The following is a 13,839-nucleotide window of genomic DNA, read 5'->3' as shown; positions in this document are numbered from 1 at the left end:
ACCGCCGGCGTAGATCGCATCGAACGTCTGGCTCCGCGCGAGGCTCACGGGCAAGTCCGGCAGCGCGATATCGACTTCCGTCCCATCGAGATGTCCGCTGTCGAACTCGCCGTGTTCGTGAGAATTCCAGACGATGCAGCGAAGTCCGCTGGAAATGACGACGGGGCGCTGGAGACGCTGACGGAGGAGGTCGAGGCGGTCGACCAGTTCCTGCGCGGGCTCGGCGGGGGCGTCACAGTCGGCGCCCCTTCCGCAACGGCAGCGGAACTCATCGGGAATTTTGAAGAAGCGGCTTGTCACCATAACTCTGAATCCGTAAAATAGGAGCGGTGCCAGCAAAGGGAAGTCGGGCCAGACGACTGTACAAGCGATGCCCGGTCTGCCGTGGGCGGTTTGAGACTTACGTCTCGATCAATAAGAAAACCTGCGGTATGGCATGCGGCAACGCGCTCCGCAGCTTGCGCGTGACCGCGAAACGCCAGCGGGCCTGCGCCGTGTGCCAGGTTATCTTTGTTCCTCCACACACGAAGTCGCCGGGCCTCTACTGCAGCTACAGATGTCGCGGACTCGCGGATAGGAAGCCGTTTGTTGTCCGCAATGGCTACCGGGCACTCTATCTGCCCGGGCACCCGCTTGCCACTAGCCAGGGATACGTTCTTGAACATCGGCTGACAATCTCTCGGCATCTGAAAAAGCGTCTGCGACGCGGAGAGGTCGTCCACCATCGGAACGAGGTTAAGATCGACAATAGATGGAAGAACCTGAAACGCTATCGAAGTCCTGGACGACACACGGCCGATGCCCATACTGTCCGCGGTGCACAGAATGGCAACGCCAAGCTCTCCGACGAAACCGTTAAGGTCATTCGCGAGGCTCCTCGGCGACCATCCCTTCGGGCTCTCGCCAAGCAGCTCGGAGTCTCGGAGTCGACGATCCGCAGAGTTGCCGCCAAAGGTCGGAGCGCAGCCATCGACGAGGCTGGCCGTCGCCTCATCCTGGCATCTTGGCGTCCCGATGGCTGGCGCGCGGTGAGCGCGCTCGCCGCTAGATTCAATGTCTCCGGGCACACGATTCGCCGCGCAGGCCGAGGCGATTCCTGGCGTCACGTCCCCTGAGAAGAAACGGCTTGTCACCGCCCACCTCCGCTCGGCTCCTCGAGCAGAACGCGCCGACACTCGCCGACGTGGAGCTTGGCCTCCCGCACCCAGGGGTCGAGCTCCACGAGGAAGCGGCGAACGGCTTCGCAGCCCTCCCGGATCGGGAGCCGAATATCCAGCGGGCTCGGGGCCGGTCCCGGCAGGCCGCCCATGTAGCCGACGGCCGCAACGACGAGCGTAAGGACCCAGACCTCCGTCACTTGAAGATCCCCGCCGCGTGGTCACGGACATGTTCGTCGATTCGGGTACCGACGGCCACGATGGCGACGGTCAGGGCATCGAGGCGGCCCATGGCGTCCCGGTGAAAGATCGTCGCGGTCGCCGACAGCGCATCGATCCGCCCGAGCACGAGCTTGACCGATACCGTAAACAGCAGACCAATCAGGCCCAGCATGATCGCGATCGCGATGCCCGCAGTGGAGGTATCCATCACGGATTCGCCTCGATCGCGGTCAGGCGAATCCGCGCCGGATTCGCGTCTGCCAGCAGATATCGCTTCGCCACGATCCTGAACACGAGCGCCGTCCCGCCGTGCGCCGCGAGGACCGGATGATTGTCGATCGCCAGGTGGTCACCCTTCTCCACCGAGAGGATGTTCTGCCAGGCCACCAGCTCCACCTGCCACCGCTGCCGCTTCCATCGCCCGAGCCAGAACGCCGCCAAGGCATCCGCCGTTGCGGCATCCTGCACGAAGTCGAAGCTCAGCGTGGTCTCGATCGGATCGGGGAGGCCCGGCTGCGTGAGATCCCGGGCGCGCGCGGTGTAGCGATAGCCGCCGCCCGCCGCCGAGTAGTCACGCCGCGCGTTCGCCACGACCGAGGTGAAGAGCTGCGTCCGATTGCTCCGTGACGCGGTGGCCGGCGCCTGGCTCCAGACGTCGCGGAGATAATCGAGGGTGAGGTCAGCCGTCGGCGCGTCAGGGAGATAGCGCAGCTCGAGCTTCCCTCCCTCGACGTACAGCTCCGAGCGCGCCTGTTCGCCGATCTTGCGGCGCAGCTCGCTGAACTTCATCGGCCCATCGGCGCCGAGGAGGAAGGCCCATTTCAGGCCACCCGTGCTCACGCGTGTCGCGGCCCATCGGCTGCCCAGGTCGGCCAGGGAGACGCCCGGATAGCAGCCGAGCAGGATGCATTTTGCGATGTCGGCCGGGTTCTCGAGGAGCACCTTCGGCGTCCCGCTGATCGTCCCGCTCGGATCGTCCTGCAGCCCCTCGACGTCGCAGGTCACGGCGCCCACGAGGGCCGCGAGGGTCGATGTGGTCGAGAGAAGCGGCACGGAGGTGACATCCGCCCCTTGCGTGACCCGATAGGTATTGATGAACCAGTTGAAGTGGAAGTTATCCGCGCCCCCGTTGATCTCGACCTGCCATTGTTCATCTGCGACCGACGTGCCGGTGTCGTATTCGAGCGTGTAGGACGTTCCCGGAATCGGATTGAGCACGACGTCGATCCACGCCAGCGTCACCGGATCACGCCGTTGGATCACGAATCGCCGCGGATCGCCCGGGCTGAGGCTGCCGCCGAGCACGACGTAGCGCGTCGTTGCCTTCCGGTGGACCGATCCGCCGCCGCCGGTGAACACCGGCAACGTCGGGGTGAGGCCGAAGTTCCAGAACGTCGGGCTCCCGTCGACTGTGTTGGGCGTCGCATCTTGCAGGAGGGGGACGTTCGTGGCGTCGTGCGTCTCGATTGAGCCGGTGATCTCCGTCCGGATGTGGAACCCGAGCACGTCCGTCGGGGTGAAGCTCACGACGGCAAAGCTGCGGCCGGGGACCAGATCGGTCGCGTCGAGCTGCATAGTCGGCGCCTGGCCCGTGGTCGGAGGCTTCCCGTTCACCAGAATCCCGCTCACGCTGTTGATCTTGAAGCCGCGGGCATTCTCGCCGACGGCCACTCGATAGGCATTCGTCCCGGTGCGCGCGACGAAGACCGAGGTCCCATGATCATGGGTCGCCGCTGTCGATCCGTTCACGCCTCGGGTCAGGCCGCTCAGGGTGTTGCCGGATTTCGCGCTGTAGTCAGCGAGCTCTTTCTCGAGGCCGACCTTCCCGGAATCAGGAAAGTCGCCCGCATCCACAAGGACCAGCGTCGTGGCGCTCGCGGTAATGGCGCCATCGAGCTGGGAGACCGCCCCATCGACGACGGGAACGGTCGGGATGTTCTTGAAGGAGCCGAAGACGCGCGGGATCGTCTGACCGACGACCGTGGCCGGGCAATTGGGGAAGTCGCTTCGGAGGATGACCGTGGCCGGGGGCTTGTCCTCCAGCACCAGCGTGATATCGCCCATCCGGAGGTGGAAGAGCTGCTCGCCGATTTCCGTGGGTTCCTCCAGATAGAACGTGCCCACCAGCAGTTCGTCCCCGGTGGTGAGCCCGGCCTCCAGCCGGTAGATCTGGACCTTGGCGAAGGCGAACTCGTAGCCGGTCGTGTTGCGCGGCGAGTAGAGGAGATCGGACACGCGTGCCCGGCCAGCGACCGGCTGCGTGTTGAACAGCGTCACCTCGGCGGTGGCGGGGGCGCCCCCGGCGTCGAGGGCGTTGAGAACCTCCTCCAGGGAACCCCAGGACTGGACCAGGGGCAGCCATTCCTCCCCGAGCTCCACCCGGGCGGCGTCCGAGACGCGTAGGGTGAAGGGTAAGGGAGCGGAGAAGTCGAGTCGCATGAGATACACCGGCCGGACGAACGATTGCGCCGCGGCGAGGCTGGTGGCCGAGCTGAGGAGCTTCAGAGGGCTTCCTCGACGGTCACAGCGACCTCGTTCCGATCCTGGTAGATCCGGCGGCGGATGAGCGAGCCCTCGATGAATTGGATCCACCGGACGTTGCGATCTACATCGACCATCGGGAAGCTCTTCACGCTCTGGAGGGTCTGATCGAATACTGCCGCGAGAGTCGTCCAGTCGACGTCCTTCATGCCAGGCCAACGGTAGGTCAAGCGCGTCCCGACGGCGCCCTTCTGGACGGTCCACACGAAGCCGGCCGGTGATTCATCGCGCTGAACATTGCCCTCCCGACTCTCCTCGCTGCCGTACTCGGGCACAGCCAGAGTGGTCGCGACTCCGAGAAAGAATTCCCCGATCCGTGGCCCGCCAGTCATGGCGGGCACCCGGAGGCGCCAGTAGCGGAAGGTCTGGGGCGGGAAGGTCCGGAGGAGATCAGCGCCGGCCGGCGCGACTTCATCCGCGGTCACCGGCGGGTTCCAGTCATCGCCGAAGAGACTCACGGTGATGCCCGCGAGGTTGTGATTCAGCAGTGCCCAGGCATTCACTGGCTGCGCGCTCCCGAGATCAATCGAGATGTCGACCGGGCCGGCACCGAGCACGAGGCTCAGCGGGGTGAAATCTGCGAAGGCCCACCCCGAGAAGCCCGCTTGCGGCGCCCGCAGCCTGTCCGCGAGCCGCGCGAGGACGCCGCCAGTCACCACCGCCGAGGATTCGAGGAGGTTCTGCGCGAGCAGGGTCACCGGGGAGGCCTTCGCGGCTGACGTGGCCACGGCTGGCCAGCTCGTCACGGCGGCGCGCATGGGGGAGACGAGAAGGATCTCCTGTGCGTCTGTTTGCGCCGGCTGCCTGGTCACCGTGATCACTTCGAGTCCCGAGAAGACCGAGGCGAGCGGTTGATCCATATCGGCGGCCCCCCAAGACAACGCGATCATGGACGTTAGCCCTCGACGGTGCGAAGGCTGTAGGTGCCGAGTCCGGTGGTGGTGGTATTCGCAAAGACGTAGCCAGTGAGGCAGCCGACGACTTGGCCGGTCTCCGTGATCAGCTCGCGCAGATCATCGAATGGCTCCCGGATCGCCACGTTCGCAGCGATGCCGGGGATGAACGCGAGCGGGAAGTAGAGATTGAGCGCGATCACGCCGGCGAGCATCGCGGCCGAGAGCTGGACGTCCTCGACCGAGCGCACACCATAATCACCCGCCTGAAGTTCCATGAAGGGCCCAAGCGCGGCGGGCTGGAGCCGCTGCACGATCGCCGAGGTGGTCATGGCCACGGCCGGCGTGGCGCGAAGTGTCATTCCGGCCTGGTTGGTGTATTTGGTGACCGTGAGAGTTGAAGCGGTCGCTCCCAGCGCCGTTGTGACCTCGAAGGTCATCAGCACGCCCGCGCCCGAGGCATAGCGAGTGAGTGGCACGGAGCTGATCGCCTGCGTGGTGCTGATGTTGGTGTCGATGTTCCCCGCCGCCACCAGCAGATCGACGAGGATGATCTGATTCACGATTTGCGCGTGCGTGAAGCCGAGACGCACGAGATACTTACGGTTGGGCGATACCGGGTTCGACAGACCGAAGGACCAGGCGCCCGTCGAATTCTTGTTGTGCGCAGCCCCGCCCGGAATGTTGGTGAAGGTGCCGGCCACAGGCAGGCCGCCGGCCCGGTAGAGCGAGGAATACGTGTTCGCGACCGTCGTGATCGTGGCCTTCGATAGCGCGACATCCTGGCTGAGCCCGCTGCCCCGCGCGGCGTTGATCCCGTCCTGGCTCGTGATGAGACCGCGCTCGTCGAGGAGCGCGTCCATGACTCGCCGCATCGGCGACTGCTCGAAGACGCCCGGGATCCGCCGCGTGATGCCGAGCGACTCGAGATCCATGGCCAGATAAAACCCGCGGCCAGGAATGAGGCGACCGAAATACTCGCCGCCAGGGCCGCAGGCGGGCACCGAGATCCGCGCACGGTCCCACATTCCCCGCGGCATGGCGAGGCCGTTGGCGGCGAGCTGCGCGAGGTGGCTGGCGATCCCGTCGGGATCGGCGGTGGGCGTGACGAGGATAGTCGGTCCCATAGTTCCTCTGGCTCCTCGGCTTAGTGCTCGATCTCTTCGACTCTCACCTGAGCAACGAAGCGGCGCGCGTCGGAGGCGGTGCCCGCATCGGGTTGATAGAGCACGGCGCCCTCACCCGGCAGGAGGATCAGATCGGCGTCCTCGACCGGATTGCCATCCTCAGGCCACGAGTGCTCGGTCGTGGGCAGTGTGGCGGCCGTGGACGCCATGAGCGGAGGAAGAAAGCTGGCGATCAGCGCGCCCACTGTAACGGTCATTCCCGTAGAGGCCGTCCGCATCGTGAGGACATTGGAGGCCTCGGTCGTCTTGCGCATGGCTGGCGTCACCGTCGCCCCGGAGGCGGTCCCCGTGAACGTGAAGCGCGCCAAGGCGATCCGCGGCACACTGCCCGACGCGGCGTTCGTCGAATTGAAGCGCAAGACCATGCGGACGAACACGCCATCGACCGCCGAGCCGGCTGGATTCTGGAGCCAGAAGAACCCCGTCGTGATCCCGTCCTGGGCGGAAGCCTGGACTGATTGCAGAGCCGGCGAGTAGTGGAACACCCCGAGTTTCGAGCGCTTGCTGACCGGGATGAAGAAGTGCTCTTGAACATCGTCGGCGCCGACCGTGCGCTTCTGGGTCCGCACCTTCTTGCCGAGGTTCGCCGAGTCATCCGGCAGCCGAACGAAGCCCGCGACAGGGATCGCCATGCGTGCTCTCCTTTACGCCTTCGCCTTTTTCAGGGCGTCCACCGTCTGAGGCATCTGGCCGCGGCGCAGGGCGTCGGCGAAGGCGCGGTCATCGAACGCACGCAGCGGGCGCATGGAGCCAGCGCTACGGCCTCGCGCCGTTCCCACGAGGAGCGTGAGGGCCTGCGCCGTCCGTTCGGCGGCCTTGGTCACCGCGCGGAGGCTCATGCCTCCTCCCCGGCGAGATTCTTCAGGTCGATCTGCGCCTGGCGGGCCCACGAGGAGAGCTGGCTCACCACCGAGACGAGGTTGGCGAGCGCCTGCTGGGCAGTCGCAGCGGCTCTCGGCGTGCCGTCGGAGAGCGCCCGGAGCAGGACGTCCCACGAGTCCGTGAGCGCGGCAACCTGCTGGCCGAAGGCCGCCGTGTCCACCCTCGGGGTCGGCACGGCTATCTCGTCGAAGCGGAGATCCTGCCAGGCGCGTTTCAGCGCGCCAATCGATATCTCGAAGCTCGTGGCATCCACCGTCGGCGTGGGCGCAGCCGCCTGCTCGAAGTGGAGCCCTTGCCAGATTCTCTGAAGGGCCGCGACGGCCGTCGTGAAGGCCTCCGTTTCCACCATCGGAGTCGGCGCGGTGACCGCTGCCAACTGCAACGAGTCCCAGGCGGCCCGAAGAGCCATGAGCTGGCCCCGGAAGCTATCGATGTCTATCGAGGCCGAGGCCTCCGTCGCCGGCAACTCCACCCCCTGCCAGGCCCGCTGGAGAGCGGCCAGGGCGGCCTTGAAGGCGTCCACGTCGAGGGTCGGGATGGGCGCGGTGATCGCCGGCAACTCCACCCCCTGCCAGGCCCGCTGGAGAGCGGCCAGGGCCCGTTCGATGGCTGTGGTGTCGGCGCTGGCGATCAGGGTGAGCGGCTTCGCGGCCTCGGCCCGAAGGGCGGCGAGCGCCTTGTCGGCGGCGGTGGTGTCGGCGTCGGCGGTGAGCGCGACCATGAGCGGCTTCGCGGCCTCGGCCCGAAGGGCGGCGAGCGCCTTGTCGGCGGCGGTGGTGTCGAGGCTCAGTCCGGCAGACTGCATCATGGCGGCAGGGCTTGCCGTGATCGCCGCGATCGGAGACTGGCGCAGGTCATCTCGCAAGGCCGCGAGGGCGCGACTCGCCGCAGCAATCTTGCTGTAGTCAATATCAATCACCGGGATCGGCAGGGGCTTGGCGAGGAGATCCCGAAGCCCTTCCCATGATTGGATCAGCAGGTCCGTCCGCCCCTGGAAGACCGCAGTATCGATATTTGCCAGTGCCCGACTGGCCTCCTCGACGACAGCCGGCGTATTCCGGAAGGTGGTCCGCACCTCTTCAAGGCGATCACGGAAATACTGGGCGGTCCGCGCTTGCTCGATAAAGACGTCACTGGCCGAGAGCCGATTCTTCAATGTGCCCAACGTCTCGATCGTCCCGGTGAGCTGATCGCCAATCTGGGCGATCGCCGCGAAACCTTCGCGCAGCCGCGGCCGGTTGGCTTCTTTCTCGATCTGGAGCCGCGCTTGCTCGTAGGCATTGGCGGCGTCCGTCGCCTCCCACCATGCTTGAGTCGCCTGACGCGAGGCTTCAATGTCCCCCTGAAGGACCATGGGACCACCAACGCCGGGAGGTCCGAAGGCAGCACCGGGCCCGAGTGCGGGGCCGGTCGCGGGGACCGATTGCCCGACCTTGAAGGTCGCTTCGAAGGCAGTGCGGGCCGTAGCGAGCTGGCCCATGAGCGCATTCATGTCGAGCCCGGGCAGCACGGCGCCGGGGCCCGTCAGGATCGACTGACGGACGTTCTGCCAGCGGGTGAAATACGCTTTGGCAGTGGCGGCGCCGGTCACGGCCGCCTGGAGGACCAGCAGCCCATCGAAGGCGGTGCTGTCGATCTGCCGCTTCCGGAGCATGTCCTCCCAGGCGGCGCGCTGTTGGGCGGCCGCGTCCTGGATGGCGGCGATCTCGGCAGCCCCCCGCGTCTGGGCGGCCTCGATGAACCGACCGGAGGCGGTGAGTGCCTCGGTCGTGGCCGCGAACTCGGCCGCGCGCCGGGAGATGATCATGCTCGCGCGTTCGCGTTCCATCCCGCGTTCGCGATCGAAATCCTGCTCGCGTTGCTGGCGGATCTTATCGTCCGCCTCCGCATCGATGCGCTCCCGCTCGGCCGCGAAACGGGCGTGAATCGCCAGGCGCTGTTGCTCGAACTGCTGCTGAACCTCGGGGTCGCCGGCCTGTTCCGGCGCCGTCGCGATGAGTGCAGCCTGAGCGGCGCGGACCTTGGCCAGGGCTTCCGCCTCGACTTGGTCGATATTCGCGATACGCGCCTTGCGTTCCTCCTCCAACGCCGCGATCTGTCTATCGGAGGCGTTGAGGGCGATCACTAGGGTGGCGCTCAGGGCCGCGCGCATCGCCTGGTCATTGTCCCGGACGGCCGCGCGCAGCGTGTTGTGAGCGTCGGCGAACTTGTTCTGGGCGGCGACGGTCTCCTCCAGGCGCTTCTTGTAGGTCTCGACCGACGCGCCGAGGCCGATCCACTCCGACATTGCCTCGCCAATCTGCCGAGCGATCAGGAAGGCCCCGACGGCCGCCCCCGCGGCGCCGAGGAGGCCGAATGCGGAGGTCGTGCGCCCCACCGTCATCTCCAAGCTCCCGAGATTCCGTTCGAGCACAGAGATGAACCCCCCGAGCTCGGGGGCAATGACGCCACTGATATCAGCCAGTCGCGTGGCCAGCCGTGTGACTCCACGGGTGCTCCGGTCAACGGTGGCCCCGAAGCGTTCCGTCTGGCTGCGGACGATCTCGAGCGGCTGTCCGGTGGCCGCGGTCGAGTTGCCAAAGCGCTCGATCGCGGCGCGCGCGTTGGCGGTATTGCGGACGAACTGCGCGCCGTCGAGATCGAGCTGAACGACAAGAGAACCGAGGGTGCCCACCAGTTAGCTCTTCGCTCGCTCCCGGTCCTGGGCCTCGAGCGTGAAGTAGGCCATCCACTCGGAGAATTCCCGACTCGACATCCGGCTCTGGAGCTCGGCCACGGTCATCCCCCCGAGCTCGAGCGCGAGCCGGAAGAGGAAGCGGCGCTCGGGCCGGGCCTGGAGTTTCCCACGAGCTCCTCGACGTCACGCGGCCGCAGACCACTTAGGCGTTGTGCGACCTCGTAGATGCGATCCAGGGCGGCGCCGCTCTTGCCCCCGAGCGCGGCGACATCAGCATCGGTGAAGAGCCGAGCGCCCGCCTCATCGACGATTGTGCGCGCCCCGAGGCGGGCGCGGAGATTGGCGAAGTTGGCCCGCCGATCCCGCCCGGCGCCCTCGAAACAGGAGAGATCGAACTCGTCACGCTCCTGGGCGGTCAATCCGCGCACGAGGACCTCGCCACCCCATTCGGGAAGCTGGACCCGTTCCGTCGCGAGATCCGGGGCCGCGAGAATCGCGTCCCTCGTGAGCAATCCCATGTGTGCTCCTTTCTATCGACTCGTGATCTGCCGCAGCCGCTCCCAGATGACCTGTCCCATGACGTGAGCGGCATGCGGCCCGTCTTCGACGAAGGCCGACAAAAGAAAGGAGCGCGCCGGCGTGCCGGGATGCGCGACCTTGGCCCCGAAGATCGTCCCGCCGCTGGCTAGCACACGCTTGTCGGACTTGGCTTCGGTGCCACCGCCGCGCTGCCGGCTCCGGCGAACCTTGCGGAACGCGCCAGCGACGATCGCATGCGGCTTCGTGCCGAACTCCCGCCAATAGGCGAGGGCGACCAGGGAGAATCCGCGCGTGCTCTTCCCTTTCTCCGGACCGATCAGCGCGACCGTGCGCCCGGCCTGCGTCGTCGTGATCTTCATGCCGAGAGACGCCGCCAGCTCGGGCTGATCGGCGGCGCGTTGGGCCGCACTGGCCCGGATGATGTCCGCGCCGGCCTCCAGGCCCGCCTCCAGAATCTCCCGGCGGGAGGCGAGCTCCGCGAGCTTCCGATCGAGCAGCTCGGCGCCGATCAGGCGCGCGCCCCGGACCCGGATCGTCGAGACTCGAGCCATGGAGACCCGACTAAAAGTTGCTCATCACGGTGGTCAACCGGGCCTGGATCGCGTAGCCGAGCGTCACATCTGCCCGGCCCAGGGCCTGGAGGTGCACCTTGATCCGCTCGTCGCCGCTCATACCGAGCGGGAATGCCGTGTACATGACCCGCGGCAGGCGCATGATGAGCGCGAAGGAATTCGCTTTCGTCCAGGAGGCCACGACGTTCACTTCGGACTGGCTGACGAACCGGTTGTAGTCGGCCATCGTCTCGAAGCCGATATCGGCCTCTAGCCGGACGAGCTGAGGCCCGGTGCGTCGGGTCCGAGTGATCTCCGGGCTGTTGGTGAGCGCCAGCACACCCTCCAGCTGGTTGTCGAACGAGATGCTCAGCGTCTCGACGTAATCGACGGCGGCGCCGCCGATCTGGAGGCTGGTGCTGTCGAAGGCGAAGGGGAACGTCCCCGTCGCCGGATAGGTCGGCGTCGACTTTGCGATCGTGCTCGTCGTCTTCGCGAGGACGTCGGCGGTGACGCGAAGCTCCTGGTTGCCCTGTACATCGAGCTGCAGCTTCGTGAACTGCGCGCCGGCATAGCGCTGCGAGCTCGTCACATCCCGGAAGATCTCGAGCGTATAGGGCGGGGTCGCATTGTTGAGGCCGTCGTCGGCCGTCAGGGCCCGGAAGTCGGATTCCCAGAGAAAACCGGAGACGACGACCGTGATGGTCGAGGTGAGGCCGAGTGCGCCCTTCAAGAAATGTCCGAGCAGGAGGGGATGGGCGGGCACGACGAGCTGGCCCCCGATGCGCCGGTAGCCGGCGGTGTCATCATTCTCCGCGTAGTTTCCGCCGACGATGTTCCGGAAGCTGAACCGGTCGATGGCGAGCGTCACGTTCTCGGAGAAGCCTTCGATGAACCCGCCCGAGGCGATAGCGATTGGCGTGCCCCACGAGCTTTCCTTCGCGATCCCAATGTGTCCACCGAACGCATACCCCATGGCTGCCTCCTATGTCGTCGCTTTCACGTCTGCGATCAGGATTACGTCGCCTCTGCTCGTCCACCCATCGCCCGTCTGCGCGCTCGGTAGATCGCCGCCCTCCAGCCAACTCGAAATGACCGTGCCATTGAGCGATCGACTGGCCATCAGGGCGACCTCGACCTTGCCGACGAGGTCGTCACGGAGGCTGATCGCGGTGGCGACGGCGTCGAGACTATAGGCCGCGCATCGGATCTCGAACCGCACGAGGAAGCGCGTCTGCTGGCCCGCGGCCAGAGCCTGCAGCCCCGACGGGGCATCTCGCCGCATGAGATAGATGCCGACGCGTGGGGTGGCCTCCGAGCCGAATTGCAGCTCTTCCTCGATCACCACTTGGGTGCCCGAGAGATCCGGAGCGGCCTTGAGGACCGTCTGAATCGCCTGCTCGATCGCGAAGTAGTCAACTCGGGCCATCAGAACTCGTCCCGCTGCATGCGGACCTGACTCATCTTCAGTCGCAGCTCGTCGAGGAGCCGCTCGCGGATCTCCGGCCCGGCGAGGCGCAGCTTGAGGGCGGCCCAGAACGAGAATCGAGGCTCGATCTGGATGGTGACGACGATATCGCTCGACGCCATCAGATCAGCCGATCCCGGAATTCGGAGCCCCGCCGAGCCCCTTCATCCTCGATCTTGTTCGGATCGACATCCTGATTCGGCCACGCGCCCTCCCAGATAGTCGGGACGTAGTTCTTCGTCGTGCTGAACACTTCAGAAATGTCCGACCGGCCGGCCAGCACGGCCCCCGAGGCCGTCACGAGCGGAAGGCTGCCGTCGGCGATCTTCAGGAGCATCGCGACGGACTCTCGGTAACGATCGGGCCAGGGGCTCGCCGCCAGCCGTTCCGATGTGAAGAGGCGGCGCGTGAGCACCTTGTAGATCGCGATGTCCGTCGCCAGCGTCGTCAGGAGCGGCACGTCGCCGGCCATCGGAAGTGCGTACAGCCGCGCGATGTTGCCGTTGATCTCGGCCTCGGCCTGGCCGGCAAAGGTGGCGAGATGGCCGCTGGTGAGCGTTGTCACGCTCCCGAGATCGGGGCAGCTGATGTACATGAGCCCCACGCTCGTATAGGAAACCGGCGACGTGGTGGGCATCTATGCCCTCACGGCCGGAACACGCTCCAGCGATCCGGGGCGCCGTTCGGGCAAAAAAGATCCTTTCCTGTTGAATCGGTCACCTTCCAGTGCGCCGAATAGGGCGATTTCTCTGCCTCCAGGTCGGACGCGGCCGGAGAGTAGCGGACCACGCCGCTCGCCGAGGTCACGATGCTCGTCGTGACGCTGATTGAAGCGCCGTTGCGATCCTTCAAGAGCAGCGCCAGCGTCTTGCCCGACAGATCGAGCGCCGTGCCATCCGCACGCAACTGAAAGTCCATCGGGGCCGTCCTGGCGTGGACGACCTCGACCCGGCCGGCGGGCACGCCGGCGCCGAGAAAGAGGGCTTCCGTTCGTGCAATCCCGGCCGTGAAGACCGATGCCACCGCCGCCAGCGTGAAAGTGACGACGAGGTCGTAGGTGTCGAACGTCTTGGGAGCGGTGTTCTGATCCCTCCAGTCCAGCTGCGCGACGCCGCGGCCCATCGGGACGCCGGCGACATAGCCGAACCCCTCGCCCTTCCGCAGTACGATCCCCTGCCCACTTCCCGCCCGGTATAGCGGCCGTGCGAACCCCGCGACCGTCGGCATGCCGGCCCGCGCCGGCATCACCACATGCCCGCGCAGTGTCGCCGAGTACATAAAAGCCGTGAGTATGGTCGCGACCGGAACGTCGGCCGATCCTAGGATGACGCCGGGATCGACGTCCGCGACCTCCAGGTGGAGACCGAGCCGGCCGCCACCGCCGTACGGCCAGGTGAAGTTCTTCCGCAGGACGAGCCCGGCCGCAAGCGGCGCCGACGCCGGATCGAACGGGACCGCCGCCAGGGCGGTGCCGTCCGCTGGGGGGCGCCCGAGGAACGCCGCCCGGAGGCTGGAAGCGGCCGTGCTGTCGTTGCTCTGGTGACCGACGTCGATCAGGTCGATGGCGACGACGGCGAGGGTCATGCCGGTGCCCGACTGGTTCAGGATCGCGACGATCGGCGCGGCATCGCCCCCGGCGGCGGAGGCGTCGGGGACCCAGACCGTGTAGGTCTCCCCGGTCGCGACGTTCGCGAATCGGACCGCCATCGTTTGCAGGTGCG

The 13,839-nt window shown here is 66.6% G+C and carries 16 protein-coding genes; 1 reads left to right on the top strand and 15 read right to left on the bottom strand.

What is annotated here, in order from left to right:
• A partial coding sequence (locus VGV13_00975) for a hypothetical protein (GenBank protein HEV8639655.1) occupies positions 1–324 on the top strand: 324 nt, incomplete at its 5' end.
• A gap of 805 nt (positions 325–1,129) precedes the next feature.
• On the opposite strand, the gene VGV13_00970 is transcribed toward VGV13_00975, so the two are convergent.
• The 15 genes from VGV13_00970 to VGV13_00900 form a co-directional block, all read right to left on the bottom strand.
• Positions 1,130–1,357, bottom strand: a complete 228-nt coding sequence (locus VGV13_00970; protein ID HEV8639654.1) for a hypothetical protein — start codon at positions 1,355–1,357, stop codon at positions 1,130–1,132.
• The gene (locus VGV13_00965; GenBank protein ID HEV8639653.1) at positions 1,354–1,587 is read right to left on the bottom strand and encodes a hypothetical protein; all 234 of its coding nucleotides are present in this window, start codon (positions 1,585–1,587) and stop codon (positions 1,354–1,356) included. The genes VGV13_00970 and VGV13_00965 overlap by 4 nt, the downstream gene beginning before the upstream one ends.
• Positions 1,587–3,758, bottom strand: a complete 2,172-nt coding sequence (locus VGV13_00960; protein HEV8639652.1) for a hypothetical protein — start codon at positions 3,756–3,758, stop codon at positions 1,587–1,589. Before VGV13_00960 ends, VGV13_00965 begins: the two co-directional genes overlap by 1 nt.
• A 122-nt stretch (positions 3,759–3,880) precedes the next feature.
• Positions 3,881–4,780 carry a hypothetical protein gene (locus VGV13_00955; protein HEV8639651.1) on the bottom strand — a complete coding sequence of 300 codons (900 nt, stop codon included), beginning with the start codon at positions 4,778–4,780 and terminating at the stop codon, positions 3,881–3,883.
• Positions 4,781–4,815: 35 nt separating this feature from the next.
• Positions 4,816–5,940 (bottom strand): hypothetical protein, encoded by a 1,125-nt coding sequence (locus VGV13_00950; GenBank protein ID HEV8639650.1) that lies wholly within the window; start codon positions 5,938–5,940, stop codon positions 4,816–4,818.
• Between the two features lie 20 nt (positions 5,941–5,960).
• Entirely contained in the window at positions 5,961–6,632 is a 672-nt protein-coding gene (locus tag VGV13_00945) for a hypothetical protein (protein ID HEV8639649.1), read from the bottom strand.
• A 12-nt stretch (positions 6,633–6,644) separates the two neighbouring features.
• Positions 6,645–6,839 carry a hypothetical protein gene (locus VGV13_00940; GenBank protein HEV8639648.1) on the bottom strand — a complete coding sequence of 65 codons (195 nt, stop codon included), beginning with the start codon at positions 6,837–6,839 and terminating at the stop codon, positions 6,645–6,647.
• On the bottom strand, positions 6,836–9,556 hold the full coding sequence (locus VGV13_00935; protein ID HEV8639647.1) for a hypothetical protein: 2,721 nt from the start codon (positions 9,554–9,556) through the stop codon (positions 6,836–6,838). The genes VGV13_00940 and VGV13_00935 overlap by 4 nt, the downstream gene beginning before the upstream one ends.
• A gap of 104 nt (positions 9,557–9,660) precedes the next feature.
• The gene (locus tag VGV13_00930; GenBank protein ID HEV8639646.1) at positions 9,661–10,077 is read right to left on the bottom strand and encodes a hypothetical protein; all 417 of its coding nucleotides are present in this window, start codon (positions 10,075–10,077) and stop codon (positions 9,661–9,663) included.
• 12 nt (positions 10,078–10,089) lie between these two features.
• Positions 10,090–10,650 carry a hypothetical protein gene (locus tag VGV13_00925; GenBank protein HEV8639645.1) on the bottom strand — a complete coding sequence of 187 codons (561 nt, stop codon included), beginning with the start codon at positions 10,648–10,650 and terminating at the stop codon, positions 10,090–10,092.
• 10 nt (positions 10,651–10,660) lie between these two features.
• The gene (locus tag VGV13_00920; GenBank protein ID HEV8639644.1) at positions 10,661–11,626 is read right to left on the bottom strand and encodes a phage tail tube protein; all 966 of its coding nucleotides are present in this window, start codon (positions 11,624–11,626) and stop codon (positions 10,661–10,663) included.
• 9 nt (positions 11,627–11,635) lie between these two features.
• Positions 11,636–12,079, bottom strand: coding sequence for a hypothetical protein (locus VGV13_00915; GenBank protein ID HEV8639643.1), 444 nt, complete (start codon positions 12,077–12,079; stop codon positions 11,636–11,638).
• Positions 12,079–12,240 (bottom strand): hypothetical protein, encoded by a 162-nt coding sequence (locus VGV13_00910; protein HEV8639642.1) that lies wholly within the window; start codon positions 12,238–12,240, stop codon positions 12,079–12,081. The genes VGV13_00915 and VGV13_00910 overlap by 1 nt, the downstream gene beginning before the upstream one ends.
• Positions 12,240–12,755 (bottom strand): phage protein Gp36 family protein, encoded by a 516-nt coding sequence (locus VGV13_00905; GenBank protein HEV8639641.1) that lies wholly within the window; start codon positions 12,753–12,755, stop codon positions 12,240–12,242. The genes VGV13_00910 and VGV13_00905 overlap by 1 nt, the downstream gene beginning before the upstream one ends.
• A gap of 8 nt (positions 12,756–12,763) precedes the next feature.
• The gene (locus tag VGV13_00900; protein HEV8639640.1) at positions 12,764–13,702 is read right to left on the bottom strand and encodes a hypothetical protein; all 939 of its coding nucleotides are present in this window, start codon (positions 13,700–13,702) and stop codon (positions 12,764–12,766) included.
• Between the last annotated feature and the right edge of the window lie 137 nt (positions 13,703–13,839).

This window comes from Candidatus Methylomirabilota bacterium (genome assembly GCA_036001065.1).
GTDB lineage: Bacteria > Methylomirabilota > Methylomirabilia > Rokubacteriales > CSP1-6 > MNEF01.
The sequence above is the reverse complement of the archived record's forward strand: the minus strand, read 5'-3'. Positions and strand labels throughout refer to the sequence as shown.

Bases quoted from the DNA above. Each gene is read 5' to 3' on its own strand.
- VGV13_00965 (HEV8639653.1), bottom strand. From the start codon at position 1,587: ATGGATACCTCCACTGCGGGCATCGCGATCGCGATCATGCTGGGCCTG.
- VGV13_00955 (HEV8639651.1), bottom strand. From the start codon at position 4,780: ATGGATCAACCGCTCGCCTCGGTCTTCTCGGGACTCGAAGTGATCACG.
- VGV13_00950 (HEV8639650.1), bottom strand. From the start codon at position 5,940: ATGGGACCGACTATCCTCGTCACGCCCACCGCCGATCCCGACGGGATC.
- VGV13_00945 (HEV8639649.1), bottom strand. From the start codon at position 6,632: ATGGCGATCCCTGTCGCGGGCTTCGTTCGGCTGCCGGATGACTCGGCG.
- VGV13_00940 (HEV8639648.1), bottom strand. From the start codon at position 6,839: ATGAGCCTCCGCGCGGTGACCAAGGCCGCCGAACGGACGGCGCAGGCC.
- VGV13_00930 (HEV8639646.1), bottom strand. From the start codon at position 10,077: ATGGGATTGCTCACGAGGGACGCGATTCTCGCGGCCCCGGATCTCGCG.
- VGV13_00925 (HEV8639645.1), bottom strand. From the start codon at position 10,650: ATGGCTCGAGTCTCGACGATCCGGGTCCGGGGCGCGCGCCTGATCGGC.
- VGV13_00920 (HEV8639644.1), bottom strand. From the start codon at position 11,626: ATGGGGTATGCGTTCGGTGGACACATTGGGATCGCGAAGGAAAGCTCG.
- VGV13_00915 (HEV8639643.1), bottom strand. From the start codon at position 12,079: ATGGCCCGAGTTGACTACTTCGCGATCGAGCAGGCGATTCAGACGGTC.
- VGV13_00910 (HEV8639642.1), bottom strand. From the start codon at position 12,240: ATGGCGTCGAGCGATATCGTCGTCACCATCCAGATCGAGCCTCGATTC.
- VGV13_00905 (HEV8639641.1), bottom strand. From the start codon at position 12,755: ATGCCCACCACGTCGCCGGTTTCCTATACGAGCGTGGGGCTCATGTAC.
- VGV13_00900 (HEV8639640.1), bottom strand. From the start codon at position 13,702: ATGACCCTCGCCGTCGTCGCCATCGACCTGATCGACGTCGGTCACCAG.